The sequence below is a fragment of the Stenotrophomonas sepilia genome (genome assembly GCF_003244875.1).
Lineage (GTDB): Bacteria > Pseudomonadota > Gammaproteobacteria > Xanthomonadales > Xanthomonadaceae > Stenotrophomonas > Stenotrophomonas sepilia.
Window position 1 is genome coordinate 83,278 of sequence record NZ_LXXZ01000049.1, and the last position, 26,630, is coordinate 109,907.

Consider the following 26,630-nt stretch of genomic DNA (forward strand, 5'->3'; position numbering starts at 1 on the left):
GCGCCTGCCCTGCGCGAGGCCGCGCATGATCCGCCGCCTGCACGACACCAACGACCTGGTGCGCGCGTTCCCGCGCGTGCATTTCGTCGGCATCGGTGGCACCGGCATGAGTGGCATCGCCGAAGTGATGCTGACGCTGGGCTACGAAGTGTCCGGCTCGGACAACGCCGACAACGTGGCAACCCGCCGCCTGGCCAGCCTGGGAGCGCGCATCATGCGCGGCCACTCGGCAGCCAACGTGCTGGGCACCGACTGCGTGGTGGTCTCCAGTGCCATCCGCGAAGACAACCCGGAACTGATGGAAGCGCGCAGCCAGCGCATTCCGATCATGCCGCGCGCGGCGATGCTGGCCGAGCTGATGCGCTTCCGCCGCGGCATCGCCGTGGCCGGTACCCATGGCAAGACCACCACCACCAGCCTGACTGCGGCGGTGCTGAGCGAAGGTGGCCTGGACCCGACATTCGTGATCGGTGGCCAGCTGCTTGCTGCCGGTGCCAACGCCAAGCTGGGCGGTGGGCAGTGGCTGGTGGCCGAGGCCGACGAAAGCGATGGCAGCTTCCTGCGCCTGAGCCCGCTGATGTCGATCATCACGAACATTGACGCCGACCACCTGGAAAACTACGGCAACGACTTTGCCCGCGTGCAGGCGGCGTTCGCCGAATTCCTGCAGCGCCTGCCGTTCTACGGCCTGGCGGTGCTGTGCATCGACGATCCGGAAGTGGCCGCGCTGGCCGCCAGGACCCCGCGCCACGTGATGAGCTACGGCATGAGCCCGCAGGCCGACGTGCGCGCCGAGAACGTGGTGCAGGAAGGATCGCGCATGCGCTTCACCCTGCGCCTGCCGCAGGGCACCAGCCAGGAAGTGGTGCTGGCGCTGCCGGGCAGGCACAACGTACTCAACGCGCTGGCCGCCGCCGCGGTGGGCTGGCAGCTGGGCGTGGCACCGGACGCCATCGCGCGCGCGCTGGAAGGCTTCGCCGGTGTCGGTCGCCGCTTCAATGATCTGGGCGAAGTGACCACCGCCAGCGGTGCCAAGGTGCGCATCATCGACGACTACGGCCATCACCCGAGCGAGCTGGAGGCGGTATTCGCCGCCGCCCGCGGCGGCTGGGCTGACAAGCGCCTGGTGGTGGCCTTCCAGCCGCACCGCTACAGCCGCACCCGTGACCAGTTCGACAAGTTCGCCGCGGTGCTGTCCAGCGTCGACGCGCTGGTGCTGAGCGAGGTCTATCCGGCCGGTGAGGAACCCATTGCCGGTGCCGACTCGCATGCGCTGGCCCGCGCCATCCGCGCGCGCGGCCGCAGCGAGCCGGTGGTGGTGGGCAAGGCCGCCGAGCTGGCCAGCGTGCTGCCGGACGTGCTGCAGGACGGTGACCTGCTGCTGATGATGGGTGCCGGCGACATCGGTGCCGTGGCCACCCATATCGCGGTGGAAGGCTTCCAGGCGGAGGGCCAGGCGTGAGCGCGCTGACTTTCCCGCCGCTGCGCGTGACCGACCCGGCCGTGTTCGGCCGCGTCGCCGTGCTGCTCGGCGGTAGTTCCAGCGAACGCGAGGTGTCGCTGGATTCAGGCCGCAACGTGCTCGAAGCCCTGCAGTCGCGCGGCGTCGATGCGTTCGCCGTCGATGGCATTCCGGCGCTGGCCAGCGCGCTCGCCGCCGGTGGCATCGACCGCGTGTTCAACATCCTGCATGGCCACAACGGTGGCGGTGAGGACGGCATCGTGCAGGGCCTGATGGACGCCTTCGGTGTGCCGTACACCGGCTCGGACGTGCTGGGTTCGGCGCTGAGCATGGACAAGATCCGCACCAAGCAGGTGTGGCTGTCGCTGGGCCTGCCGACCCCGCAGTACCGCAAGGTCGACGCGTCGAACGTGCATGCGCTGGCCGCCGAGCTGGGCCTGCCGGTGGTGGTGAAGCCGGCCAACGAAGGCTCCAGCGTGGGCATCAGCCGGGTCACCGACGAGACCGGCCTGGACGAGGCCGTGGCCCTGGCCGCGCGCTACGACGGCCAGTTGCTGATGGAGCAGATGGTGGTGGGCGATGAGCTGACCGTGGCCATCCTTGGCGACGTTGCCCTGCCGTCGATCCGCATCGTGCCCAAGGGCCAGTGGTACGACTACAACGCCAAGTACATCGCCGAGGACACCCAGTACCTGTGCCCGGGCCTGGACGGTGGCGACGAAGACGAGATCCGCCGCATCGCGCTGGCCGCATTCCGCGCCGCTGGCTGCCGTGGCTGGGGCCGCGTGGACGTGATGCGTGACCGGGCCAGCGGCCGTTTCTTCCTGCTGGAAGTGAACACCGCGCCCGGCATGACCAGCCATTCGCTGGTGCCCAAGGCGGCCCGCCAGGCCGGCATCGGTTTCGAGGAACTGGTGTGGCGCGTGCTGGAACAGACCCTGGAGGCCGCGCACGCATGAACGCGCTGCTGCGCATCTTCGTCTGGCTGTTGGCGCTGTCGGTGGTTGCACTGCCGGTGGTGGCCGTGGTCAATGGCTGGGTCGGCGCCGAGCGCTGGCCGCTGGCGAAGCTGCGCGTGCATGGCGAGTTCAAGCGGGTGCCTGCCGAACAGCTGCAGCAGGTGTTGCTGCCATACGCGCGCGCCGGCTTCTTTGCGGTCAAGCTGCAGGATGCGCAGGACGCGCTGGAAAAGCTGCCGTGGGTGGAAAGCGCGCAGGTACGCAAGCAGTGGCCGGATGTGTTGGAAGTGACCCTGGTCGAGCACAAGCCGTTCGCACGCTGGGGCAACGACCGCCTGGTCTCCGAGCAGGGCAAGCTGTTCCCCACGCCGAAGAAACTGTCAGACCTGGAACTGCCGGAGCTGGATGGCCCGGACAGCCAGACCCAGGAAGTGATGAAGCTGTACAGCGACTCGCGTGCCTTGTTCGCACCGGCCGGCGTCGACGTGCGCCGGGTGACGATGGATGCGCGCGGCAGCTGGTCGCTGGTGCTGAGCAACGGCACCGAAGTGGTGGTCGGCCGTGACGACGCGCGCTCGCGCATGCAGCGCTTCGTCAAGGTGCTGCCGCAGCTCAACCGCCAGGACGCGCCGATCGAGCGCGCCGACCTCCGTTACACCAATGGTTTCACGCTGAGCTGGGGTACCCCGGCCACGCCGGCGAAAACGCCGGCGACCCCGGCCAGAAGCACGCAGGAAAGGACATGAATCGCAAGGGTGACAAATCGCTGATCGTTGGCCTGGACATCGGCACCTCCAAGGTGGTGGCGCTGGTGGGCGAGTATTCGCCGGGCAACCCGATCGAGGTGATCGGCATCGGCTCGCACGAATCGCGCGGGTTGAAGCGTGGCGTGGTGGTGGACATCGAATCGACCGTGCAGTCGATCCAGCGTGCGGTGGAAGAAGCCGAGCTGATGGCCGGCTGCGAGATCCGTTCGGTGTACGCCTCGATCTCCGGCAACCACGTGCAGTGCAAGAACTCGCCGGGCATCGTGCCGATCCGCGACGGTGAAGTGACCTGGGGCGACCTGGATCGCGTGCTCGACGCGGCCAAGGCGGTGGCGATCCCGGCCGATCAGAAGATCCTGCACGCGATTCCGCGCGAGTACGTGCTGGACGATTCGCAGGAAGGCATCCGCAACCCGGTCGGCATGACCGGCGTGCGCCTGGAAGTGCATGCGCACCTGGTGGTGTGCGCGCAGTCGGCGGCGGCCAACATCAGCAAGTGCGTGCAGCGCTGCGGCCTGCAGGTGGACGACCTGGTGCTGTCCTCGCTGGCCTCCAGCGTGGCGGTGCTGACCGCCGACGAGCGCGAGCTGGGCGTGGTGCTGGTCGACATGGGCGCCGGTACCACCGACATCGCGGTGTTCGTGCAGGGCGCGATCTGCCACACCGCCTCGCTGCCGATCGCCGGCGACCACGTGACCAACGATATCGCGCACATGCTGCGCACGCCGACCCCGGAAGCCGAGCAGATCAAGGTGCGCTATGCCTGCGCCCTGGCCCAGCTGGCCACGGCCGAGGAGAGCATCCAGGTGCCGTCGGTCGGCGACCGCCCGCCGCGCCGCATGCCGCGCCATTCGCTGGCGCAGGCCGTGCAGGGTCGCTACGAGGAGATCTTCGAGATGGTGCAGGCCGAACTGCGCCGCTCCGGCTTCGAGGAACTGGTGCGCGCCGGCATGGTGCTGACCGGGGGCGCATCGAAGATGGAAGGCGTGGTCGAACTGGCCGAGGAAATGCTGCAGATGCCGGTGCGCGTGGGCATCCCGCAGCACGTCACCGGCCTGGGCGAAGTGGTCGGCAACCCGGTGCACGCCACCGGCGTGGGCCTGCTGCTGATGGGCAGCCAGATCGAGCACCCGCGGCGGCCGTCGCTGCCGACCGGGCGCGCTGGAAGCATGTTCAAGAAGCTCAAGACCTGGTTCCGCGGCGAGTTCTGACGCGGAACCCGTAACTCCGGGCCCGGCCCGGCGCAACACCCGCAGTACCCGCATCACAACGCAACAACGCACTACACAACCCACACAGCCGCAACGGCAACATGACACGCGAAGGCAGGAGGCCCGACCGTCCATGCCACCGACAAGCGGATACAACGAGGACACGGACATGGCGCATTTTGAACTGATCGAAAAGATGGCACCCAATGCGGTGATCAAGGTGGTTGGCGTGGGCGGCGGCGGCGGCAATGCCGTGGCGCACATGGTCAACTCGGCGGTGGACGGCGTGGAGTTCATCACCGCCAACACCGACTCGCAGGCCATCAAGAATTGTGGTGCCAAGCTGCAGCTGCAGCTGGGTACCAACGTGACCAAGGGCCTGGGCGCAGGCGCGAACCCGGAGGTCGGCCGCCAGGCCGCGCTGGAAGACCGTGAGCGCATCATGGACGCGCTGCAGGGCGCGGACATGGTGTTCATCACCGCCGGCATGGGCGGCGGCACCGGCACCGGCGCCGCGCCGGTGGTGGCGCAGCTGGCCAAGGAAATGGGCATCCTGACCGTGGCCGTGGTCACCAAGCCGTTCCCGTTCGAAGGCCGTCGCCGCATGCAGGTGGCGCTGAAGGGCATCGAGGAACTGAGCCAGCACTGCGACTCGCTGATCACGATCCCGAACGAGAAGCTGATCACCGTGCTGGGTCGCAACGCGACCATGATCCAGGCCTTCCGCGCCGCCAATGACGTGCTGCAGGGCGCCGTGCAGGGCATCGCCGACCTCATCGTGCGTCCGGGCCTGATCAACGTCGACTTCGCCGACGTGCGCACCGTCATGTCCGAAATGGGCCTGGCGATGATGGGTACCGGCACTGCACGGGGCGATGACCGCGCCCAGGCCGCTGCCGAATCGGCGATCCAGAACCCGCTGCTGGACGATGTGAACCTGGCCGGTGCCAACGGCATCCTGGTCAACATCACCGCCGGCGCGGACTTCACCATGGCCGAGTTCGACGAGATCGGCCGCACCATCGACGGCTTCGCTTCGGAAGACGCCACCGTCGTGGTCGGCACCGTGCTGGACCCGGACATGCAGGACGAAGTGCGCGTGACCGTGGTGGCCACTGGCCTGAACCGCGTCTCGGCCAGCAAGACCCAGCGTCCGGGCGAGCGTGCACCGATCAAGCTGGTCCGCAACGCCACCACCGGCCAGCCGGAGTTCGGCGAGTTCGACAACGGCGGCGACGCCGTGTCCAAGGCCGTCGGCGGCATGGGCCTGGGCCTGCGTCGCGCCAGCAGCGATACCGCAGCGGCTTCGGCCCCGTCGGCGCCGTCCTCTTCGGCCCCGGCCGCGGCAGAACTGCCGAACGATTACCTGGACATCCCGGCGTTCCTGCGCCGCCAGGCGGACTAAGCGGGCCGGCCCGGGGTTGTCCTCCCCGGGTTGCGCCACCATGTCCTGAAAACGCGGGCGCCGGGCCAGGATGGGCCCGGCCGCCCTGCTTCACGCGCTTTCCCAGCGGCGTGCCGGTGTGTCCTGCCGGTGGCTGTCACTGGCGTTTCAGCCAGGGTAGGGGAGTGCGCGTGTTAATCTAATGTGTCACTTCCGGTCCATCCCCATGATCCAGCAACGCACCCTCAAGAACACGATCCGCGCCACCGGCGTTGGCCTGCATAGTGGTGACAAGGTCTACATGACCCTGCGCCCGGCACCGGTCAACCATGGCATCGTGTTCCGCCGCGTGGACCTGGACCCGGTGGTGGAAGTGCCGGCCAAGGCCGAACTGGTCACCGAAGTGACCCTGTGCACCGGCCTGACCTGCAACGACGCCAAGATCCAGACCGTCGAACACCTGATGTCGGCGCTGGCCGGCCTGGGTGTGGACAACATCATCGTCGAACTGTCCTCGGCCGAGCTGCCGATCATGGACGGTTCGGCCGGCCCGTTCGTGTTCCTGCTGCAGTCGGCAGGCATCGTGGAACAGGATGCGCCCAAGCGCTTCATCCGCGTGCTGAAGACCGTGGAAGTGACCGAGGGCGACAAGGTGGCCCGCTTCACCCCGTACGAGGGTTACAAGCTGGGCTTCACCATCCAGTTTGACCACCCGATGATTCCGGCCAAGCAGTCGCGCCAGGAAATCGAGTTCTCGACGCTGGCCTACACCAAGGAAATCTCCCGCGCGCGCACCTTTGGTTTCATGCGCGACCTGGAGTACATGCGCGAGCGCAACCTGGGCCTGGGCGGTTCGATGGACAACGCCATCGTGCTGGACGAGTTCCGCGTGCTCAACGAAGACGGCTTGCGCTACGCCGACGAATTCGTGCGCCACAAGATCCTGGACGCCATCGGTGACCTCTATCTGGCCGGTGGCCAGGTGCTGGGTGCGTACGAAGGCTTCAAGTCCGGCCACGCGCTCAACAACAAGCTGGTGCGGGCCCTGATGGCCGACGCCAGCGCCTGGGAATGGGTCAGCTTCGACTCGCCGGCCACCCCGGATCCGGTGGAATACGCCACCCCGGCGTACGCCTGATTCCATAGGTTGTTGAATTTAAAGATAAAAACGCCGCCTTCATGGGCGGCGTTCTTGTTTCCGGCGTCGGCGACGCATTCAGCGTGCTTGAAAGACGTCAAGGCTGGTTCAAGGTCACGGTTTTGTGAACCTGTTGAATCAGAAGCCTGAATTTAACGCAGTTTTAACAACAATCTAACGACAGGCCCCCGGATGGCCGCTAGGATGCGACCCGGCCCCCGAAATGTTTCACGCCGTGGTGACACGCGCGACGGGGAGCGGAGCCGGATGCTCCGTTGCCATCAGGACCGTTTCTTCGGCTTCGAGGGAACGTCCTGCAGGCAAGCCAAGGCGTCGCGTAGCCCTTTGTGCGTGGCGGCTGAAACTGCGTGGGGTCCATTCCGGTTCTCGAGCGCTGGGGAGCGCGTGGGAGTGGGAGACGCAGTCTTGATGGTCACCCTGGTGGCCTTCAGCCCGATGGAACGGGCCGCGTCGAGCAGCTGGGCTTCGGCAAGCCGCAACTTGGCATGCCAGACCGGGGACTCGACGAGAAAAACGAGGTGTTCCCCGTCCACATTGGCCAGCCGGCAACGGCTGCGCAGAGGTGGCGGCAACTGGGGGCGCAACTGACGGTCCAGCGCGTCGAGCCACAAGGCACGCCGCAGCGGGTTCCCGCTTTTGTCCGCCATTACCGCATCCAGCGCCGGTTTCGGTGCCGACGCGGGGCGAACGCTGGATTTCGGCTCAGACATGAAAACTCACTGATGGCATTCAAGAAGATCGTAATCAAAACGCGTGAAGGACAGGCCAAGTCGTCGCCGATCGCGCGTTTGCGGTTCTATTTCGAGGACCGCCCCCGTGCCCTGCTGGGCAGCGTGCTCGGGGTAGGCTGCATTATCGGCCTTGCTGGCGGCATTGGCGCCAGCGCGCTGAATGATTCCCGGCTGCAGGCCAAGGTCGAGCGCCAGGATGCGGAACTGGCCAAGGTCAAGCGCGATGCGCAGACCCAGGTCAATGCGCTGGCGGCCCGCCTCGGCGAGCTGCAGGCCCAGGCGACCCGCCTCAACGCCCTCGGCGAACGGCTGACCCAGATGGGCAAGCTGGAGGACGGCGAGTTCGACTTCAACGAGACCCCCGGCCTCGGTGACGGTGACGCAGGCGGCCCGACCAGCGACATCCCGGTCAAGGACGTCAACGCCGACTTACAGGTGCTGGAGCAGCGCTTCGCTGCTTCAGGCCGCCAGTTGTCGGTGATGGAATCGCTGATGTTCGACCACCAGCTGCAGCAGAACGCGGTGCCGTCGCGCATGCCGATCCGCAACAGCTATGTGACGTCCGGCTTCGGCACCCGTGCCGACCCGTTCGGCCGCGGCGCCGCCACCCACAAGGGCATGGACTTCCACGCAAAGGTCGGTGACCCGGTGATGGCCGTGGCCGAGGGCGTGGTCAGCTTCGCCGGCGTGAAGGGCGGCTACGGCAATGTCGTCGATGTCGACCATGGCAATGGCTATGTCACCCGCTACGCGCACAATTCGCGCCTGGTGGTGAAGGCCGGCGACCTGGTCCGTGCCGGCCAGGAAGTGGCCAAGGCCGGTTCCACCGGCCGTTCGACCGGTGCCCACGTGCACTTCGAGGTGTGGGAGAACGGCAACGTGGTCAACCCGCGCAAGTTCCTCGGCGACGGCGGCAACACGCCGGTCGGCCGCGTCAGCCGCGGCTGACGCCACATTGGGGTGCCGGCTGCCGTCGGCACTACCGCCCCCGGAGTACGGGGGCAGCGCCGTAGGCGCGGGGGTGTGGAGGCGAGGTGAGCGGGGCCCGCGGTTCGCGCAGCGAAGCGTGGGAGCGCCAGCGCGTATGCGCTGACGCGTACCCGGCCAGCGGCCGGCACTACCCCTCGGGGTTGAAACCCCTCGCGCCCGTCCCAAGCTACAATGGGTGTTGCCATCGACAGGGCGCCAGGCGCCCTGTTTCGTTTGCGGCGGACGGATCCCCAGGGGGAGGCCGGGCGTCGTGTCCATCCAACCCGGTTCCTTCAATGATCAACAGCCTGCTTACCCGCGTATTTGGCAGTCGTAACGAACGACAGCTGCGCCAGCTCAACCGCATCGTCGCCAAGATCAATGCGCTGGAGCCGGAGATCGAGAAGCTGTCCGACGAGCAGCTTCAGGCCAAGACGCCGGAGTTCAAGCAGCGCATCGCTGGCGGTGAAGCCCTGGACAAGGTGCTGCCGGAAGCGTTCGCGGTCTGCCGCGAAGCCGGTCGCCGCGTGCTGGGCATGCGCCACTACGACGTGCAGCTGATCGGCGGCATGGTGCTTCACCTGGGCAAGATCGCAGAAATGCGCACCGGTGAAGGCAAGACCCTGGTGGCGACCCTGCCGGTGTACCTCAACGCGCTGGAAGGCAAGGGCGTGCACGTGGTCACCGTGAACGACTACCTGGCCCGCCGCGACGCCGCGCAGATGGGCAAGCTGTACAACTGGCTGGGCCTGAGCGTGGGCGTGGTGTACCCGGGCATGCCGCACAGCGACAAGCGCGAAGCCTACGCCGCGGACATCACCTACGGCACCAACAACGAATTCGGCTTCGACTACCTGCGCGACAACATGGCGCTGTCCAAGGCCGACCGCTACCAGCGCGGCCTGCACTACGCCATCGTCGACGAAGTCGACTCCATCCTGATCGACGAAGCGCGCACCCCGCTGATCATCTCCGGTCCGGCCGATGATTCCCCGGAGCTGTACATCCGCGTCAACCGTGTCGTGCCGCACCTGGTCAAGCAGGAAGCGGAAGACGGCGAAGGCGATTTCTGGGTCGACGAGAAGGGCAAGCAGGTGCACCTGTCCGAAGCGGGCATGGAGCACGCCGAGCAGCTGCTGGTCGAGGCCGGCATCCTCGATGGCGAAACCGAAGGCCTGTACGCGGCGCAGAACCTGACCGTGGTGCACCACCTCAACGCCGCCCTGCGCGCGCACGCGATCTACCAGCGCGACGTGGACTACATCGTGCGCGATGGCGAAGTGGTCATCGTCGACGAGTTCACCGGCCGTACCCTGGCCGGCCGCCGCTGGTCCGATGGCCTGCACCAGGCGGTGGAAGCGAAGGAAGGCGTGCCGGTGCAGCGCGAGAACCAGACGCTGGCGAGCATCACCTTCCAGAACCTGTTCCGCATGTACAAGAAGCTGTCCGGCATGACCGGTACGGCCGATACCGAAGCGTTCGAGTTCCAGAGCATCTATGGCCTGGAAGTGGTGGTGATCCCGACCAACCGCCCGACCATCCGCAAGGACAGTCCGGACCAGGTGTTCCTCAACCGCAAGGGCAAGTTCAATGCGGTGCTGGCCGACATCGAAGAGTGCGCCAAGCGCGGCCAGCCGGTGCTGGTGGGTACCACCTCGATCGAAACCTCGGAAATGCTGTCCGAGCACCTGAGCAAGGCCGGCGTGAAGCACGAAGTGCTCAACGCCAAGCAGCATGACCGCGAAGCCACCATCGTCGCCAACGCCGGCCGTCCGGGCGCGGTGACCATCGCCACCAACATGGCCGGCCGTGGTACCGACATCGTGCTGGGCGGTTCGCTGGAAGCCGAGATCCACGCCCTGGGCGAGGACGCGACCGACGAGCAGAAGGCGGCGGTCAAGGCCGAATGGCAGAAGCGCCACGAGGCAGTAAAGGCGGCCGGCGGCCTGCACATCGTCGGCACCGAGCGCCACGAATCGCGTCGTATCGACAACCAGCTGCGTGGCCGTTCGGGCCGCCAGGGTGACCCGGGTTCGTCCCGCTTCTACCTGTCGCTGGAAGACAACCTGATGCGCATCTTCGCCTCCGACTGGGTGCAGAAGGCCATGCGCATGATGGGCATGAAGGAAGACGACGTCATCGAGGACCGCCTGGTCAGCCGCCAGATCGAAAAGGCGCAGCGCAAGGTCGAAGCCCACAATTTCGACATCCGCAAGAACCTGCTGGACTTCGACGACGTCAACAATGATCAGCGCAAGGTGATCTACGCCCAGCGCGATGAGCTGCTGGACGCCGAATCGGTGAAGGACAACGTCGACGGCATCCGTGACGACGTGATCTTCGACATCGTTGCGCGCTTCGTGCCGCCGAACTCGATCGACGAGCAGTGGGACCTGCGTGGCCTGGAAGCGACCCTGGAGTCGGACTTCGGCCTGCAGATGTCGCTGACCGACCTGGTCAAGCAGCATGAGGAACTGGATGCCGAGGCCATCGCCAGCAAGGTCCAGGAGCGCGTCAACCAGCACTTCGCCGAGAAGGAAGCCAGCCTGGGCGAAGAGACCATGCGCGCGCTGGAGAAGCACGTGATGCTGACCGTGCTGGACCAGAGCTGGAAGGAGCACCTGGCGCGCATGGATTACCTGCGCCAGGGCATCTACCTGCGTGGTTACGCGCAGAAGCAGCCCAAGCAGGAATACAAGAAGGAAGCCTTCGAGCTGTTCTCGGACATGCTGGAGAACGTCAAGCGCGAGGTGGTGACCCTGTTGGCCCGCGTGCGTATCCGCAGCGACGAGGAAGTGCAGGCCCTGGAGGCCGCCGAGCGCCAGCAGGCGCAGGCTCGCCTGAGCCAGTCGCAGTTCCAGCACCAGGATGCGGGCGGCTACAGTGCCGACGAGGAAGCCGCGCAGGTGCAGGCCGCCCAGCAGGGTGTGGCCACGCTGCAGCGCGACGAGCCGAAGATCGGCCGCAATGATCCGTGCCCGTGCGGCAGTGGCAAGAAGTACAAGCACTGCCACGGCCAGCTGAGCTGATCCCGAAGAGCCCCGCGAAAGCGGGGCTTTTCGTTTGTTGCGGGGGAGCTGCACCGGATCCGTGATTGCGCCGGCCGCCCTGTTCTGGGCATGCTTCCTCCATGCCTTCCCCCACCCGATCGATCCACGTCGTGGCCGCCGTCATCACCGACGCCCGTGGCCGCGTGCTGCTCAACCGCCGTACCGAGAACCGCGACATGGCCGGCCTGTGGGAGTTCCCCGGCGGCAAGCGCGAATCCGGCGAGACCTCTGAACAGGCGCTGGTGCGCGAGCTGCGCGAGGAACTGGGCATCGAGGCCGATGTCGGCGAGTGGCTGATGGACGTGCCGCAGCGCTATCCGGACAAGTATCTGACCCTGGAGGTGCGCCACGTGCGCAGCTGGAAGGGGACACCGCGTGGGCGGGAGGGCCAGGCCATAACCTGGGTGGCGCAGGACAAGCTGGGACGCTATTCGATGCCGCCGGCCGACCTGCCGGTGGTGGCCGCACTGCGCCAACCGGACCGCTACCTGATCACGCCGGCGCCGGCTGACGATGCCAGCGGCGTACAGCACTGGCATGACTGCCTGCAGCGCGCGGTCGCGGCGGGCCAGCAGCGCATCCAGCTGCGCCTGCCACCGGAACACCCGCAACGGCAGGCGATGATCGAACAGGCCGTGCGCGCGCATCGTCGCGGCGTGCAGTGGCTGCTCAATCGCGATGTGGCGCTGGCACGTGCACTGGGCGTGGGGGTGCACCTGGGCAGCGAGCAGCTGCAGGACCTGCAGGAACGGCCCTTGCCGGAAGGGCAGCTTGTCGCCGCGTCCTGCCACGACCTGGAGCAGCTGCAGGCGGCGCAGCGGCTGGGCTGCGACTTCGCGGTGCTCGGCCCGGTGCAGGCCACGGCCAGCCATCCCGATGCGGTGCCGCTGGGCTGGGAAGCCTTCGCCGCGCTGCGCGCGCAGGTGTCACTGCCGATCTACGCGTTGGGTGGGATGGCCGCCGGCCATATCGCCGAAGCCCGTCGCCATGGTGGGCAGGGTATCGCTGCGATTGGTGGGCTGTGGCCGGCGTGAGCCGGCATGCGGGGTTCGATCCCTGCGCAGCGGGGCTCTGACCCCATCGCGGCAATCCGGGGTCGGAGCCCTTTCCGCTGGAAAGGGGGCCGACCCGCCCGGTCACAACGTGATCCAGAAACACCCGTATTGCCGCCGCAACCCCAGCACCGTCGAAGCGCGCGACACGCTGCCGGGCAGCGTCTGTTCCAGGCGCAGGCCGACCGGATGCCGCACGGTCGGCGGCTCCGGGTCGGATCCCTGCGCCGCAGGGGCCTGATCCTCATCCTGCGATTGCGGCAGCGCCTGCGAGGGATACACCGGTACCACGTCTACCAGCGGCCGCCGCACCAGCGATTCCAGTTGACCGAGGATGCGCTGCGCACCGGCATCGGAGACTGCGCCCCACAGGTACAGCGACGACAACCGGTTCACATCGTTGCTGAGGATGCCGACGCGCAGTGCGTCCACCAGCTCGCTCAGGCGACGTGGGCAGCGCGCCCCCAGGGTGTCGCGCGACAGGGTGCTGCCGGTGGGCGCGGGCGGTGGCAATCGCGATCGGGCGCCGACACTGTCGCAGGGGCGGTCGGTGTACACGCTCTGCCCCCGTGCATCAGTGCAGCGGTTCAAGCGTGGGGACTGCGCATGGACCACGCTCGACGCCGAGCACAATGACAGCAGCAACAGCAGGAAGGAAAGCCGGTTCATCGACGCAGGGTAGCGCCGATCGTGGTGGCATGGCGTGCTTTCAGCCCTGCAGCAGCTTCAGCACCGACGTGGTCGGCCTGGCCAGGTTCAGGGTGTAGAAGTGCAGGCCCGGCGCGCCGCCCTCGACCAGGCGCTGGCACAGCCTGGCCACCACTTCGGTACCGAACGCCCGCACCGATTCGGCGTCATCGCCATAGGCCTGCATCTTGCGGCTGATCCAGCGCGGGATTTCCGCACCGCACTGCTCGGAGAAACGGCGCAGCTGGCTGAAGTTGGCGATCGGCATGATGCCTGGCGTGATGGGTACCTGCACGCCGAGCCGGCGCACGGCGTCGACGAAGTGGAAGTACGCATCCGGGTTGTAGAAATACTGGGTGATCGCCGCGTCCGCGCCGGCATCGATCTTGGCCTTGAAGTGCTTGAGGTCGGCCAGTGCATCGGAGGCCTGTGGATGGGTCTCAGGGTAGGCGCCCACTTCGATGCGGAACGCATCGCCATGTTCGGCGCGGATGAACTCGATCAGCTCGGCGGCGTAGCGCATGTCGCCGGGAAACCCCATGCCGGAGGGCAGGTCGCCGCGCAGCGCCACCAGGCGATGGCAGCCGATGGCGCGGTACAGCTTGAGCAGTTCGCGGATTTCCTGGCGGGTGCCGCCGACACAGGACAGGTGCGGTGCGGCCTCGAAGCCATGGTGCTGGTTGAGGTGGCGCACGGTCTCGGAGGTATAGCTCAGGGTCGAGCCACCAGCGCCGAAGGTACAGGACACGTACTCGGGACCGTAGTCCTTCAGCTTGGCTGCGGCACGATCCAGCTGGCTGCGCTGTTCGTCGGTCTTGGGCGGATAGAACTCGAAGCTGATGGCAGTCATGGCACGGGCGGCGGCGGCGGGTGGGGATCAGTATATCGCTTCATCAAGATGGATGTTCAGTGATTCTGTGTGCAGGCGCCGCGAGCGTAAGGCCGTGCAGGTGCTGCCAGCGGTTACCCTGTGCGGCGGATTCCTAGATCGCGCCGCACCATGTCCATCGTTCTTACCGATTTCGCCCGTCCCCGCCTGTTCCCGCGCATGCCGCGCGGCAACACCATCCAGGACTGCACTGCCGAACAGTTCGAGGCGTACCTCAATGCCCATGAACCGATGAAGGTCCTGCAAGGTTATGCCCCCTTCTGCAAACTGTTCGTCTATGAGAACTGGACCAGCACCCGGTGCCTGACGGTGCCGATCACCGAGGCCAACCGCCATCTGCTGCGCAGTGGTTACGAGGCGCGCAACCGGGAGGAACTGCCGGTACTGGTGCGCTGGTTCGAAGGCGTGGAATCGCCGCGCGCCAACTATCTGGTCGTCATCCTGTACAGCGCGGAGCAGCTTGCGAAGGAAGGCTCGCCGATCGAGGCTGATTGGGGCATCGTCGGCTGCATCTACACCGCTGAGCCGGACGAGGTGCCGATGGCCCCGATCACGATGATGCGCAATGCGCTGGGCGTGGAAGAGGGCGGCTCCGGCGTGCCGCTGGACCGCGAGGCGTACCGGCGTGCGGTGGAATTCTGGGAGAACAACGCCAATTGGCGGCCGTAGGGGAAGGACAGGCCAGTAGAGCCACGCCATGCGTGGCTGCTTCATCGTTCGACGGTTTTCCACTCCCACCAGGGGTAGTGATACTCGCGGTCGATCGCCTGCCAGTGTTGGCCGCAGCGGGTGCAGGCGACGCTATGGCAGTTGCCCCAGCCATCCTCCGCTGCGTCGAGCGACAGCAGCTGCATCTGCCCGTGTTCGATCAGCCGACGGGGATCGAAGAACGGGTAGCCGGGGTTGAGCGCACACAGGCAGCCGGTGCCCGCGCGCCAGAAACGCAGCCGCTGCAGCGCCGCCTTCAGGTGCGCCTGGTTGCTGACCAGCATGCCGCCCAGCGCTATGCCTGCGCTGCGCTGCTCGATCAACGTCACGTGCGGTGCCAGCGCGTCCAGCGGCGCCGCATCGAACAGCCGGGCGAGCGTACGCGCGGCGTCGGTGATGCGCCCGCCGTCGCCTGACAGCAGGTCCTGCAGCAGCGCCTGGGCGTGGGCATTGTTGAGCATGGGGGCTGGCGCCGCAGACCAGGGCCAGCGCATCAGCGCGCCTTGCCGATGGCGGCGAAGTGTCCGCCGGTGAGCTGCAGCAGATCGCCCGGTGCCAGTTCCACTTCCAGGCCACGACGGCCGGCGCTGACATGCAGCGTGTGCAGGGATTCCGCACTGGAATCAAGAAAGGTGCGAAGGCGCTTTTTCTGGCCCAGCGGGCTGATGCCACCGACCAGATAGCCGGTCGCACGCTGTGCGGCGTCAGCGGCGGCCATCTCGCATTTCCTGCAGCGGGCAGCTTCGGCCAGCGCCTTCAGGTCCAGCTGGCCGGCGACCGGCACGATGGCCACCAGCAGTTCGTGGGTGTCGGTACTGGCCAGCAGGGTCTTGAACACCTGTGCCGGGTCCAGGCCGAGCTTTTCCACGGCTTCGCCACCATAGGAGGCGGCATGGGCATCGTGCACGTAGCTGCGCACGCTGTGGGCGATGTTCTCGCGCTTGAGCAGATTGATGGCGGGGGTCATGCGCGCATCGTAGCGCGCAGGGAATAACCTGCCTTGACCGAGGCTACTGGTGGGCCCCTGCGATAATGCGCGCTGTACACCGTCTGGACTCTCATCATGCGCGCACCGCCCCTGCTTCATGACCTGACTCTGGATAGCGAACCGTGCGCGGGCCCGTACCCACCGCAGGGCTTCTGGCCGATCGCCGAAGGTGCACTGGGCAACGGTGATCAGTTCGGTCTGTACTGGCCGCTGGGTCGGGAGGCTGAGCCGCCCGTGGTCTGCGAAATGTTCCATGACGAGGGGCGGATGGTCTTCCGCCATTCCTCGCTGGATGTCTTCGCGCAATGGCTGGATGCCGGTGGCGCGGAACAGGACGACGATGACGGCTGCGAGCCGCGTGAGCACGCGGTACCGGATGCGGGATCGCCGTTGCCCTTGATCGAGCGTGCGCAGCGGCATGTACAGGCTGCCGAACCGGCCCAGGCAATCGCGTTGCTGGAGGATGCCTGCAGGCGCTTTCCGGAACTGCCGCGCGCGTGGGCCATGCTGGCAGGGCAGCAGATGCGCCGGGGCCAGCACGCGGCGGCCGTGGCGGCGGCACGTGCGGCGATCCTGGCCAACTGGGCTTTCGGCATTCCCGAGCCTGGCGTGCTGCGCATGCTGCGGGCCACCGATGCCGCCGGCGATCCTGTGCTGGCAATGGCGCAGCAGATGGGGTTCGCCTTCGGCGGCGCCAAGACCAACGCGGACTATGCGCGGATGCAGGCGTGCATCGATCAGTGCTGGGATGCGGGAGATACGCTGGCGGCACTGCGCATGAGCCAGAACCGTTGCTACGTGTTGAGCAGCGAGACGGTTTCCTTCCAGCAGCGCGAAGGCTTCGATCTGGAGGCCTGGCGGCGCGACTTCGCTGCACGGTGCCAGCGTGCGCTGCACGACGACCGGCAGCGCATGTAGATCCAGCCCGGCGACGCGGGATCAGCGCGACATCGATTGCTGCGTCTGTATCTGTTCCTGGGTCTGCCGCTGTGACAGCTCGTTGTCCAGCGCCTGGCTCTGCCGCGTGCTGTCCTGCAGGTTCTGGTTCACCGCCTGCGACAGGTCGACGTAGGTGCGGTGCATGGCGGGATCGCCGAGCTGGCCCTGCACCGCGAACACGCCTTGGTTGTCCGGCCGCGCCAGCACGGTATCGACCTGGCTCATGCCGGCCAACTTTGACTCGTAAGCCACCTGGCCTGCGGCGTTCTCGAGCTGGCTGCGGTCATTGAACAGCGGCGACAGGCCGCCCTGGCGCCGCTGTTCTTCCAGTGCTTCCAGCTTTTCCACGACCTGCTGGTAACGCGGGTTGTCGGCGTGGCCCGGGGTGGCCATGGTCGGCTCGGCCGCCTGTGCACGCTGCTGCGTGGCCACCTCCAGCGCTCCCAGGGTCGCGCCGCCAGCCTTGCCGTCTACGGTGAGGTGGTGATCCCGCTGGAACTGCTTGACCGCTTCCACGGTGCCGGGGCCGAAATCGCCATCGGCCACCAGCGGCTTGCCGTCCTTGCCCAGGTAGCCCAGGTCGGACAGCTTCTGCTGCATGGCCTGCACCTCATCGCCCTTGCTGCCGTTGACCAGCACGCCGTTGCCCGCAGGCGTGCCCGGTGACCCGTGCGAGGGAGCATGGGTGGGGGTGATGCCGATCTGGACCATGGCCCGGTCGAAGCGCTCATCGCGGCTGGCTACGGCGGCCTGCGACTGGATGCCGTACTTGGTGGCATCGACGAAGTTCTGCACGTCGCCGCGCGTCGGCGGATTGCCGGCCTGGACGGTGCCGCCCTGCAGCGTTTCCGCATTGCCGGCCAGATAGCTGATGAACTGCGGGCCCATGCTGCCGAACTGGTTGTCATAGTCCGCCATGGCCAGCTGCAACTCCGGGTTGGCGGCGATGGCATCGGCCGCGGCCGGATTGGTTGCACGCACCTTGGCGATGGCCTGATCGACACGCTCGATGGCGCTGTCCAGCTTGGCGTTGGTGAGCTCGTCCATCCTGGCCTGCGGAATGGCCTGCAACTTGGCGTCGAGCGCCGCCAGCTGCTGGGTGCTCAATCCGCCCTGCTGGGACAACAGTGCGATGTCGCCATCGGTGAAGCCGTTGTCGCGCAGGAAGCGCCTGGCCTGCAGATTGCCGCCGACATCGAACTGCACCAGCCCGAACGAATAGGTGCTTGCGCCTTTCTGTGCGTATGAGAAGTGGTCCAGGTGGCGGGTGTTGCCGCCCAGCTCGGTGTTGAGGAACAGCGTGGACAGCTGTTCGCGCGTAAGGGTGGAATCCGTTGCCATGGTCATCGTCCTTCAATGAGGGTAAAGCGCCGGGCGTGCCCGGCGATTGTCAGCCGGCGCAGTGCTGCTGGGTGAAGCCGAGCAGCTGGCGGATGGCCTGGGTGCCGTAAGCAGCCGGCGCCGGTTCGAGGGCGAACTGGCCAACCATCTGGTTGCTGCACAGCTGCACGTTGCGCCTGCCGGCGGAGGTTTCCTGGGTGCAGTTGGCTGCGAGCAGGGCGTTGGGGCCGCCGCCCATGTTCGTGGCGGCCGTGCAGCCCAGCAGGCGGCCTTCCTGGCCGTTCTCACCCAGCAGCGTGTTGAAGTTCGCCAGCTGGCTGTTGGGATCGCGCAGCACCAGCAGGTCCACGCATTGCTGCTGGCCGTCAGGGGCTTCGCATGCATCCTGGTCGACCAGGCCGTCACGCGTGGCGGACAGCACCTTGAGGCGATCGGCGTACACCTGCTGCAGGCACTGTGCACCGGTGCACAGGTCGCGGGTGTGCTCCTGCCAGCGCTGCTGTTCGGCGTGCAGCTTGCTCTGCCCTGCTGCATCGAGCGTGGCCTGTGCGGCAGTGACCGCCTTGCCCACGTCCGCATCCAGGCCGGTCAGGGTCGGGTCCTTGCAGACCAGGGTCTGTGCCGGCGACGCTGCATCGGCGCAGCCAGCGCTCGTGTCGGCGACCGTGGCGGGCGCGTCGGCGGCCTTGCCTGCGGGGCTGGCCTGTCCGCTGGCCGCAGCCGGAGCCGTAGCGCCGGCTTCGCCGGCAGGTGGGGTGCAGGCGGCCAGCAGGGCCACCCAGCACAGGGGCATCAGGGGCTTCATGGCCCGGTTCAGTCGTTCACGGTTGCGCGGCATGTCCTGTCCTTTGGTGTCTGCGTCCCGGCGCATGGCCTGCCGTTGGCAGCCCACGCGGGCGTAAAGCCTAGCAAGCGGCTTCTTAGTGCTCCGTGACAGGGTGCGCGGATCGGTTGCCGGGTGCCGCAACGCAGAACGGGCGCCCGAAGGCGCCCGTCCTGTCTGCATCCGTTGCCGGGGTCAGAGCCCTTTCATGCGGAAAGGGATCCGACCCCGCGTACGCCGGTAGTGCCGGCCGCTGGCCGGTACCCCGCAGGCATCAGTAGCGGTAGTGGTCCGGCTTGAACGGGCCTTCCACCGGCACGCCGATGTAGTCGGCCTGTTCCTGGCTCAGGGTGGTCAGCTTCACGCCGATCTTTTCCAGGTGCAGGCGGGCCACTTCTTCGTCCAGCTTCTTCGGCAGCAGGTAGACCTTCTTCTCGTAGCTGTCCTTGTTCGCCCACAGGTCGATCTGTGCCAGGGTCTGGTTGGCGAAGCTGTTGGACATCACGAAGCTCGGGTGGCCGGTGGCGCAGCCCAGGTTCACCAGGCGGCCTTCGGCCAGCAGGAAGATCGCGTTGCCGTTCGGGAAGATGTACTTGTCCACCTGCGGCTTGATGTTGACATGCTTGATGCCCGGGTAGGACACCAGTGCATCGACCTGGATCTCGTTGTCGAAGTGGCCGATGTTGCAGACGATGGCCTGGTCCTTCATCGCGCTCAGGTGCTCGATGCGGATGATGTCGCGGTTGCCGGTGGTGGTGACATACAGGTCGGCACGGCCCAGGGTCGACTCGATGGTGTTGACTTCATAGCCTTCCATCGCCGCCTGCAGCGCGCAGATCGGGTCGATCTCGGTGACGATCACGCGCGCGCCGTAGGCACGCAGCGAGGCCGCGCAGCCCTTGCCGACGTCGCCGTAGCCGCAGACCACGGCCACCTTGCCGGCCAGCATCACGTCCATCGCGCGCTTCAGGCCGTCGGCCAGCGACTCGCGGCAGCCGTACAGGTTGTCGAACTTGCTCTTGGTGACCGAGTCGTTGACGTTGATCGCCGGGATCAGCAGGGTGCCGGCCTGCGCCAGCTGGTACAGGCGGTGCACACCGGTGGTGGTCTCTTCGGAGACGCCCTTCCAGTCCTTCACCACGCGGCCCCAGTAACCCGGGCGCTCCTTGGCCACGCGCTTGAGCAGGTTCTTGATGACCTGTTCTTCGTGCGAGGCAGAGGGGGTGTTGACCCAGTCGCTGCCGTTTTCCAGTTCGTAGCCCTTGTGGATCAGCAGGGTCACGTCACCGCCGTCGTCGACCACCAGTTCCGGGCCGGTCAGGGTGCCGTCGGCCAGGGTGAAGGTCAGCGCGTCCAGGGTGCAGTCCCAGTACTCTTCCAGGGTCTCGCCCTTCCAGGCGAACACCGGGGTGCCGGTGGCGGCGATGGCGGCAGCCGCGTGGTCCTGGGTCGAGAAGATGTTGCACGAGGCCCAGCGCACATCGGCGCCGATGTCCTTCAGGGTCTCGATCAGCACCGCGGTCTGGATGGTCATGTGCAGCGAGCCGGTCACGCGCACGCCCTTCAGCGGCAGTTCGGCCTGGTACTTGCGGCGGATCGACATCAGGCCCGGCATTTCGTGCTCGGCGATGTCCAGTTCCTTGCGGCCCCAGTCGGCCAGCGTGATATCGCGGATCTTGTAATCACCTTCGGTGGAGAAGGTCTTGGCAACAGCGTTCATTCGTGTGCTCCGGTTGTGGGCGAGCGGATGCTCGCATCTAGCCGGGCGCCGTTGTTACAAAGCCACCTTACCGAGCCTGGCCGGGCCTCGTGGGATCCGGTCGCAGCGCCCCTCGGCAGGGGAGAACCCCCATTATATCGCGGCCCCAGCGTGACATCGGCATGACCCAACCATCGGCAGATGGGGCCACGTGCACGGCCTGTTAAGGTCGGTGTTTTCACGCATCACACAGGTGGAACGATGAGCATGCACGCGCGCCGCACACGGCGCTGGACCGGCCTGGTCCTGTCGATGGGGCTGCTGGCGGTGGCCCCGCTGGCCTGGGCGGCCGCTTCGCAGCCCGTTGCCGCGCAGGCGCAGGGTGTCAACGGCTACGAACTGCCATCGGCCGCACTGCAGGCAGTGGTCGATGCCCCGCGCGCGCCGTCGCTGTTCCTGTCGCCGCGCCGCGACGTGGCCGCGATGATGCAGATGCCGTCGCTGCCGTCGATCCAGGTGGTGGCGCAGCCGGAACTGAAGCTGGCCGGCCTGCGCATCAACCCGCGCACGTTCTCCGACAGCCGCTTCAGCTTCGGCGAGAAGCTGTGGCTGATGAACGTTGCCGACGGCAAGGAGCGGCAGATCAGTGGCCTGCCGGCCACGCTGTCGATCGCCAGTGTGATGTGGTCGCCGGACCAGAAGTGGCTGGCGTTCAACCAGGTCGACGCCGCCAGCGGCGCCAATGAACTGTGGCTGGTGGATGTGGCCGGTGGCAGTGCCCGTCGCCTGGTTGCCGGCCTGAACACGGTGATCGGCAGCGGCTACCAATGGCTGCCGGACAGCCGCGGGCTGGTGGTGTTCACCCGCCCGGCCAACCTGGGGCCAGCCCCGGCCGCCGACGGCGTCCCGACCGGCCCTGCCGTGCAGCAGACCAGCCAGGGCGGCGGCGTGGTGTCGATCCGTACCTATCAGGACCTGCTGAAGAACGAAGCCGACGCTCGCCAGTTCGATTACTACGCTACTACCCAGCCGATGGAAGTCGGCCTGGATGGCAGTACCCGCGCGATCGGTGCGGCCGGCATCTTCATGGGCTTTTCGGTGTCGCCTGACGGCCGCTTCGTGCTGCGCCAGCCGGTGCAGCGTCCGTACTCCTACGTGGTGCCGGTAAGCAGTTTTCCGCGCCGCATTGAAGTAATCGACCGGGCCACCGGCAAGCTGGTGCATACCGTGGCGGTGCGCCCGCTGGTGGAAGGCCTGCCGACCGGCAACGATGCCGAAGTGACCGGCGTGCGCGACATCAGCTGGCGCGGTGATGCCGATGCCACCCTGGTCTGGGCCGAAGCGCAGGACGGTGGTGATCCGAACCGGGAGGCCAAGGTGCGCGATGCGGTGCTGATGCAGGCCGCGCCGTTCGACAAGCCGCCGGTCACCCTGGCCCAGCTTGGCAGCCGCCTGAGCGGCATCAACTGGGGCCGTGGCGACCTGGCCCTGCTGGCCGAGTCGTGGTGGAAGACCCGCAGGACCAAGACTTGGCTGATCGCCCCGGACAACGCCGGTGTCGAGCCGCGCCTGCTGTGGGATCGTGACGCGCAGGACCGTTACGCCGATCCGGGGCGGCCGCTGCTGGCCAGCGATGAACGTGGTCGCTCGCTGCTGCAGACCAGCCCGGATGGCAGCAGCCTGTACCTGGCCGGCGCCGGTGCTTCGCCGGAGGGCGACCGCCCGTTCGTGGACCGCTTCGACATCGCCACGGGCAAGGCGACGCGCCTGTTCCATTCGCAGGCGCCGAGCTATTCGCTGCCGGTGGCATTGCTGGACAACCAGGGCAATTCGCTGCTGCTGAGCCGCGAGAGCCCGGACGAACCGGCCAACTACTACGTGCAGTCGCTGGCCGATGCCCGTGCCGCACCGCGCGCGCTGACCCGTTTCGCCCATCCGCTGCCGCAGCTGAAGGGCGTGCAGAAGGAGCAGATCCGCTACAAGCGCAAGGATGGGGTCGACCTGACCGCGACACTGCTGCTGCCGCCGGGCTACGACCCCAAGCGCGACGGCCCGCGCCCGCTGCTGATGTGGGCCTACCCGGGCGAGTTCAAGAGCGCGGCGGCGGCCAGCCAGGTGACCGATTCGCCGTATCGCTTCAATGCGGTCAGCTACTGGGGCCCGCAGGCGTTCCTGGCCAAGGGCTATGTGGTGCTGGCCAGCCCGTCGATGCCGATCATTGGCGAGGGCGACAAGGAACCCAACGACACCTACATCGAACAGCTGGTGGCCAATGCGCAGGCGGCGGTGGATGAAGTGGTGCGGCGTGGTGTGACCGATCGCGAGCACATCGCCATCGGCGGCCATTCCTACGGTGCGTTCATGACCGCCAACCTGCTGGCGCACACCCGCCTGTTCAAGGCCGGCATCGCGCGCAGCGGTGCCTACAACCGCACGCTCACCCCGTTCGGTTTCCAGGCCGAGGAACGCAACTACTGGCAGGCGCAGGACGTCTACCAGAAGATGGCGCCGTTCAATTACGCCGACAGGATCAAGGATCCGATCCTGTTCATCCACGGCGTGGACGACAACAACTCCGGCACGTTCCCGATCCAGAGCGAGCGCATGTTCGCCGCGGTGAAGGGCCTGGGTGGTACCGCGCGGCTGGTGATGCTGCCCAACGAATCGCATGCCTACCGCGCACGCGAATCGATCATGACCATGCTGGCCGAGAGCGAGCGCTGGCTGGAGCAGACCATCGGCCCGGCCGAGCAGGGCAAGGCGAAGAAGAAGCGCTGATACCTGCATGAGGGCGGCCCCTGTAACAGGGGCCGCCTGTGCGGCTGCGGCGCCGCCCGAGCATGGGCTCGGGCGCTACACGGTGTCACGCGCCACGACGCTTGTAGAGCCGAGCCCATGCTCGGCTGCGTCCGCCAGGGATGCGTGCAGATGAAACCATTTTTGCATCGCAGCACGCTGCCCGTTCTGGTTTAGGCTTGGGATCTGGATCCGTTGACCGAGGCCTGTGCGTCGCCGATGAACGAGTACCGCAGCAGCATCGAGTTTGCTTCCCCCGATCTTCCGCTTCGCGATGACGTGCGCCGGCTCGGCGCACTGGTCGGTGACCTGCTGGTCGAGCAGGTATCGGCGGCCTTCCTCGACGAGGTCGAGGACGTGCGCACCCGCGCCATCGCCCGTCGCGAGAACCAGGCGCCGCTGTCGGAGCTGGCCGAAGGGCTGGCCGGGCGCACGCCGCAGCAGGCCGAGACCATGGTGCGGGCCTTCAGCACCTACTTCCAGGTGGTCAACATTGCCGAGCGCGTGCATCGCATCCGCCGCCGCCGTGACTACCAGCGTGCCGGTACCGCAGGGGCGCAGCCTGACGGCCTGCAGGATGCGCTGCAGCACCTGAAGGCGCAGGGCGTGGGCCTGGACGAGCTGGCGCAGTGGCTGCCGCGCATCGACATCGAACCGGTGTTTACCGCGCACCCGACCGAAGCGGTGCGCCGTGCGCTGCTGGAGAAAGAGCAGCTGATGGTGGCCAGCCTGGTCGACAACCTCGACGGCCAGCGCACGCCGGGGGAAGCGGCCGCCGATGCTGCGCGCTTCCGCATGGCGCTGACCGCGTCGTGGCAGACCACTGACTCTTCGCCGGTGCGGCCCACTGTCGATGACGAGCGCGAGCACGTCGGCTTCTATCTGGTGCAGGTGCTGTACCGCGTGATTCCGGTGCTGTACGAATCGCTGCAGCAGGCGCTGCGCGATACCTATGGTGAAGAGCTGCCACTGCCGCGCCTGCTGCGCTTCGGTACGTGGGTGGGCGGGGACATGGACGGCAACCCGAACGTGGATGCCCACACCATCTGCAGTACGCTGGATGCGCAGCGGCAGGCGGTACTGGCGCGCTACCAGAAGGAACTGCTGCAGCTGGCCAGCCTGCTCAGCCAGTCCACCGAGCGGGTGGGCGTGAGCGATGCGCTGCAGGCGCGCGTGGCGCACTACCAGCAGCTGCTGCCGCAGGTACAGTCGCGCCCGCGCCATGCCGACATGCCCTACCGCCTGCTCAACGATCGCATGCGCGCGCGCCTGCAGGCCACGCTGGAAGAGGGCGAGGGCGCTTACGCCGGCCCGGATGAACTGATCGACGACCTGCAGCTGATCCTCGACAGCCTGCGCGCGAACCGCGGCGAGCATGCCGGTGGCTTCGCCGTGCAGCGGCTGTTGTGGCGGGTGAAGACGTTCGGCTTCCATCTGGCGCGGTTGGACGTGCGCCAGGAATCGAGCGTGCATGCGCGCGCGCTGGCGGCGGTGCTGGGCGGCGACGCAGCGTGGGACGGCCTGGATGCATTGGGCCGCGCGCGCCTGCTGGCACCGCATGCCAGCGGTGAGGTGCCGTTGCCGGAAGGCGACGACGACGGCAACCGGCGGCTCGACGCCGTGTTCGCTGCATTGGCCGATGCCCGTGCGCGGCATGGCGGCGATGCACTGGGCAGTTACATCATCTCGATGGCGCACGACCGCAGCGACGTGCTGGCGGTGCTGGCGCTGGCGCGGCGTGGTGGCCTGGTCGATGCCGATGGCGGCGTGCCGCTCGATATCGCGCCGCTGTTTGAAACTGTGGACGACCTCAAGCGCGGTACCGCCACGCTGCGCGACCTGCTGGAGGATCCGGTGTACCGCGCGCACCTGCAGGCACGCGACGACGTGCAGATGGTGATGCTGGGCTATTCGGACAGCAGCAAGGACGGCGGCATCGCCGCCTCGCGCTGGGGCCTGCAGCGCGCGCAGGTGGAACTGCTGGAGGTGGCGGCCGAGGCCGGCATCCGATTGACCTTCTTCCATGGCCGGGGCGGCTCGATCAGCCGTGGCGGTGGCAAGACCACGCATGCGGTCGATGCGTCGCCGCGCGGCAGCATCGATGGCCGCCTGCGGGTGACCGAGCAGGGCGAGGTGATCCATCGCAAGTACGGCATCCGCGCGCTGGCCCTGCGCTCGCTGGAACAGGCCACCGGTGCAGTGCTGCGCGCCAGCCTGCGCCCGCGCGCCGCCGAGCCGCGCGAGGATGACTGGCGGCCGGTGATGGATGCGGTGGCTGCGGCCAGCAGCGAGGTGTATCGCGCGTTCGTCGGCCAGCCCGGTTTCATGGATTACTTCCGTACCGCCACGCCGATCGACGTGATCGAGCGGATGACGCTGGGTTCGCGGCCGTCGCGCCGGCTCGGCCAGGACGCAGCGCTGGGCAACCTGCGTGCGATTCCCTGGGTGTTCGCCTGGAGCCAGGCGCGTGCGGTGATTCCCGGCTGGTACGGCGTGGGCAGTGGCCTGCAGGCCGCGGTCGATGCCGGCCACGAACAGACCCTGCGCGATATGGCGCGGGACTGGCCGTTCTTCCGTACCTTCCTGGACGACATCGCGATGGTGCTGTCCAAGGGCGATATCACCATCGCCCAGCAGTTCTCGCTGTTGTCGGGTGAACTGCACGGGCGCTTCTTCCCGCAGGTGCAGCGCGAACTGGAGCTCACCCGGCGCTGGCTGCTGGCGTTGATGGACCAGAAGACGCTGCTGGACCACGACGCGCGGCTGGCGCTGTCGATCCGCCTGCGCAATCCCTACGTCGATCCGATCAGCGTGCTGCAGGTGGATCTGCTGCAGCGCTGGCGGGCCAGCGGGCGCGAGGATGACGATCTGCTGCGCGCGCTGGTGGCGTGCGTGAACGGCGTTTCGCAGGGCGTGCAGAACACAGGGTGACCTGGCGTTGGTAGTGCCGGCCGCTGGCCGGCAACCTCATGATGTTTGGCAGCACGCGCGAGGTTGCCGGCCAGCGGCCGGCACT

The 26,630-nt window shown here is 67.3% G+C and carries 20 protein-coding genes, 1 pseudogene and 1 riboswitch; of the genes and pseudogenes, 13 read left to right on the forward strand and 8 right to left on the reverse strand.

Features of this window, described 5'->3' with window-relative positions; translation table 11 throughout:
* Positions 1-25: 25 nt before the first annotated feature.
* From murC to lpxC, 6 genes and pseudogenes are all read left to right on the forward strand, one after another.
* Positions 26-1,462: a UDP-N-acetylmuramate--L-alanine ligase gene (gene murC / locus A7X97_RS09555; RefSeq protein ID WP_088497868.1), complete on the forward strand. Its 1,437-nt coding sequence runs from the start codon at positions 26-28 to the stop codon at positions 1,460-1,462.
* Positions 1,459-2,421 (forward strand): D-alanine--D-alanine ligase, encoded by a 963-nt coding sequence (locus A7X97_RS09560; protein WP_111007856.1) that lies wholly within the window; start codon positions 1,459-1,461, stop codon positions 2,419-2,421. The genes murC and A7X97_RS09560 overlap by 4 nt, the downstream gene beginning before the upstream one ends.
* Positions 2,418-3,095 (forward strand): annotated as a pseudogene (locus A7X97_RS09565) (cell division protein FtsQ/DivIB); the annotation flags it as partial. The gene A7X97_RS09560 and the pseudogene A7X97_RS09565, both read left to right, overlap by 4 nt.
* 68 nt (positions 3,096-3,163) lie before the next feature.
* Positions 3,164-4,399, forward strand: coding sequence for a cell division protein FtsA (gene ftsA / locus A7X97_RS09570; protein WP_005408083.1), 1,236 nt, complete (start codon positions 3,164-3,166; stop codon positions 4,397-4,399).
* A 169-nt stretch (positions 4,400-4,568) separates the two neighbouring features.
* Positions 4,569-5,804, forward strand: coding sequence for a cell division protein FtsZ (ftsZ, locus tag A7X97_RS09575; RefSeq protein WP_088497852.1), 1,236 nt, complete (start codon positions 4,569-4,571; stop codon positions 5,802-5,804).
* A gap of 205 nt (positions 5,805-6,009) precedes the next feature.
* Entirely contained in the window at positions 6,010-6,921 is a 912-nt protein-coding gene (gene lpxC, locus A7X97_RS09580) for a UDP-3-O-acyl-N-acetylglucosamine deacetylase (RefSeq protein ID WP_008267619.1), read from the forward strand.
* A gap of 281 nt (positions 6,922-7,202) precedes the next feature.
* On the opposite strand, the gene A7X97_RS09585 is transcribed toward lpxC, so the two are convergent.
* Positions 7,203-7,652 carry a DciA family protein gene (locus A7X97_RS09585; protein WP_172412162.1) on the reverse strand — a complete coding sequence of 150 codons (450 nt, stop codon included), beginning with the start codon at positions 7,650-7,652 and terminating at the stop codon, positions 7,203-7,205.
* 12 nt (positions 7,653-7,664) lie between these two features.
* Between A7X97_RS09585 and A7X97_RS09590 the strand changes: the two genes are divergently transcribed.
* The 3 genes from A7X97_RS09590 (at position 7,665) to A7X97_RS09600 (ending at position 12,726) form a co-directional block, all read left to right on the forward strand.
* Positions 7,665-8,621, forward strand: coding sequence for a M23 family metallopeptidase (locus A7X97_RS09590; protein ID WP_033834438.1), 957 nt, complete (start codon positions 7,665-7,667; stop codon positions 8,619-8,621).
* A gap of 317 nt (positions 8,622-8,938) precedes the next feature.
* A complete protein-coding gene (secA, locus tag A7X97_RS09595) occupies positions 8,939-11,671 on the forward strand; it encodes a preprotein translocase subunit SecA (RefSeq protein ID WP_072167854.1) in 2,733 nt (910 codons plus the stop codon).
* Positions 11,672-11,772: 101 nt separating this feature from the next.
* Positions 11,773-12,726, forward strand: a complete 954-nt coding sequence (locus tag A7X97_RS09600) for a Nudix family hydrolase (RefSeq protein WP_072167855.1) — start codon at positions 11,773-11,775, stop codon at positions 12,724-12,726.
* A 102-nt stretch (positions 12,727-12,828) separates the two neighbouring features.
* On the opposite strand, the gene A7X97_RS09605 is transcribed toward A7X97_RS09600, so the two are convergent.
* On the reverse strand, positions 12,829-13,413 hold the full coding sequence (locus A7X97_RS09605) for a DUF4124 domain-containing protein (protein WP_111007857.1): 585 nt from the start codon (positions 13,411-13,413) through the stop codon (positions 12,829-12,831).
* 40 nt (positions 13,414-13,453) lie between these two features.
* Complete coding sequence (gene metF, locus A7X97_RS09610; protein WP_072167857.1) at positions 13,454-14,281, reverse strand: methylenetetrahydrofolate reductase [NAD(P)H]; 828 nt, start codon at positions 14,279-14,281, stop codon at positions 13,454-13,456.
* Positions 14,282-14,431: 150 nt separating this feature from the next.
* Here metF and A7X97_RS09615 point away from each other — a divergent pair, with 150 nt between their 5' ends.
* Entirely contained in the window at positions 14,432-14,989 is a 558-nt protein-coding gene (locus A7X97_RS09615) for a DUF3228 family protein (protein ID WP_072167858.1), read from the forward strand.
* A gap of 41 nt (positions 14,990-15,030) precedes the next feature.
* Here the strand turns inward: A7X97_RS09615 and A7X97_RS09620 are convergent, their stop codons facing one another.
* Complete coding sequence (locus A7X97_RS09620) at positions 15,031-15,522, reverse strand: hypothetical protein (RefSeq protein ID WP_072167859.1); 492 nt, start codon at positions 15,520-15,522, stop codon at positions 15,031-15,033.
* On the reverse strand, positions 15,522-15,995 hold the full coding sequence (ybaK, locus tag A7X97_RS09625; RefSeq protein ID WP_072167860.1) for a Cys-tRNA(Pro) deacylase: 474 nt from the start codon (positions 15,993-15,995) through the stop codon (positions 15,522-15,524). Before ybaK ends, A7X97_RS09620 begins: the two co-directional genes overlap by 1 nt.
* A gap of 96 nt (positions 15,996-16,091) precedes the next feature.
* Between ybaK and A7X97_RS09630 the strand changes: the two genes are divergently transcribed.
* Positions 16,092-16,934, forward strand: a complete 843-nt coding sequence (locus A7X97_RS09630) for a tetratricopeptide repeat protein (protein WP_088497854.1) — start codon at positions 16,092-16,094, stop codon at positions 16,932-16,934.
* Between the two features lie 21 nt (positions 16,935-16,955).
* On the opposite strand, the gene A7X97_RS09635 is transcribed toward A7X97_RS09630, so the two are convergent.
* From A7X97_RS09635 to ahcY, 3 genes are all read right to left on the reverse strand, one after another.
* On the reverse strand, positions 16,956-18,296 hold the full coding sequence (locus tag A7X97_RS09635; RefSeq protein ID WP_245884975.1) for a peptidoglycan-binding domain-containing protein: 1,341 nt from the start codon (positions 18,294-18,296) through the stop codon (positions 16,956-16,958).
* 49 nt (positions 18,297-18,345) lie between these two features.
* Positions 18,346-19,101: a lysozyme inhibitor LprI family protein gene (locus A7X97_RS09640; protein ID WP_245884976.1), complete on the reverse strand. Its 756-nt coding sequence runs from the start codon at positions 19,099-19,101 to the stop codon at positions 18,346-18,348.
* A gap of 292 nt (positions 19,102-19,393) precedes the next feature.
* Complete coding sequence (ahcY, locus tag A7X97_RS09645; RefSeq protein WP_072167863.1) at positions 19,394-20,839, reverse strand: adenosylhomocysteinase; 1,446 nt, start codon at positions 20,837-20,839, stop codon at positions 19,394-19,396.
* 36 nt (positions 20,840-20,875) lie between these two features.
* A riboswitch (S-adenosyl-L-homocysteine riboswitch) is annotated at positions 20,876-20,959 on the reverse strand.
* Positions 20,960-21,079: 120 nt separating this feature from the next.
* Here ahcY and A7X97_RS09650 point away from each other — a divergent pair.
* Positions 21,080-23,596, forward strand: coding sequence for a S9 family peptidase (locus A7X97_RS09650; protein ID WP_111007860.1), 2,517 nt, complete (start codon positions 21,080-21,082; stop codon positions 23,594-23,596).
* A gap of 237 nt (positions 23,597-23,833) precedes the next feature.
* Positions 23,834-26,545, forward strand: coding sequence for a phosphoenolpyruvate carboxylase (ppc, locus tag A7X97_RS09655; protein ID WP_111007861.1), 2,712 nt, complete (start codon positions 23,834-23,836; stop codon positions 26,543-26,545).
* Positions 26,546-26,630 lie beyond the last annotated feature (85 nt).

What these genes read in the sequence shown, in the direction of transcription:
- secA (WP_072167854.1), top strand. Translation starts at nt 8,939, where the DNA reads ATGATCAACAGCCTGCTTACCCGCGTATTTGGCAGTCGTAACGAACGA.
- A7X97_RS09630 (WP_088497854.1), top strand. Translation starts at nt 16,092, where the DNA reads ATGCGCGCACCGCCCCTGCTTCATGACCTGACTCTGGATAGCGAACCG.
- ahcY (WP_072167863.1), bottom strand. Translation starts at nt 20,839, where the DNA reads ATGAACGCTGTTGCCAAGACCTTCTCCACCGAAGGTGATTACAAGATC.
- A7X97_RS09615 (WP_072167858.1), top strand. Translation starts at nt 14,432, where the DNA reads ATGTCCATCGTTCTTACCGATTTCGCCCGTCCCCGCCTGTTCCCGCGC.
- metF (WP_072167857.1), bottom strand. Translation starts at nt 14,281, where the DNA reads ATGACTGCCATCAGCTTCGAGTTCTATCCGCCCAAGACCGACGAACAG.
- ybaK (WP_072167860.1), bottom strand. Translation starts at nt 15,995, where the DNA reads ATGACCCCCGCCATCAATCTGCTCAAGCGCGAGAACATCGCCCACAGC.
- ppc (WP_111007861.1), top strand. Translation starts at nt 23,834, where the DNA reads ATGAACGAGTACCGCAGCAGCATCGAGTTTGCTTCCCCCGATCTTCCG.
- A7X97_RS09585 (WP_172412162.1), bottom strand. Translation starts at nt 7,652, where the DNA reads ATGTCTGAGCCGAAATCCAGCGTTCGCCCCGCGTCGGCACCGAAACCG.
- A7X97_RS09620 (WP_072167859.1), bottom strand. Translation starts at nt 15,522, where the DNA reads ATGCGCTGGCCCTGGTCTGCGGCGCCAGCCCCCATGCTCAACAATGCC.
- ftsA (WP_005408083.1), top strand. Translation starts at nt 3,164, where the DNA reads ATGAATCGCAAGGGTGACAAATCGCTGATCGTTGGCCTGGACATCGGC.
- lpxC (WP_008267619.1), top strand. Translation starts at nt 6,010, where the DNA reads ATGATCCAGCAACGCACCCTCAAGAACACGATCCGCGCCACCGGCGTT.
- murC (WP_088497868.1), top strand. Translation starts at nt 26, where the DNA reads ATGATCCGCCGCCTGCACGACACCAACGACCTGGTGCGCGCGTTCCCG.
- A7X97_RS09635 (WP_245884975.1), bottom strand. Translation starts at nt 18,296, where the DNA reads ATGGCAACGGATTCCACCCTTACGCGCGAACAGCTGTCCACGCTGTTC.
- A7X97_RS09590 (WP_033834438.1), top strand. Translation starts at nt 7,665, where the DNA reads ATGGCATTCAAGAAGATCGTAATCAAAACGCGTGAAGGACAGGCCAAG.
- A7X97_RS09640 (WP_245884976.1), bottom strand. Translation starts at nt 19,101, where the DNA reads ATGAAGCCCCTGATGCCCCTGTGCTGGGTGGCCCTGCTGGCCGCCTGC.
- A7X97_RS09650 (WP_111007860.1), top strand. Translation starts at nt 21,080, where the DNA reads ATGAGCATGCACGCGCGCCGCACACGGCGCTGGACCGGCCTGGTCCTG.
- ftsZ (WP_088497852.1), top strand. Translation starts at nt 4,569, where the DNA reads ATGGCGCATTTTGAACTGATCGAAAAGATGGCACCCAATGCGGTGATC.
- A7X97_RS09600 (WP_072167855.1), top strand. Translation starts at nt 11,773, where the DNA reads ATGCCTTCCCCCACCCGATCGATCCACGTCGTGGCCGCCGTCATCACC.
- A7X97_RS09605 (WP_111007857.1), bottom strand. Translation starts at nt 13,413, where the DNA reads ATGAACCGGCTTTCCTTCCTGCTGTTGCTGCTGTCATTGTGCTCGGCG.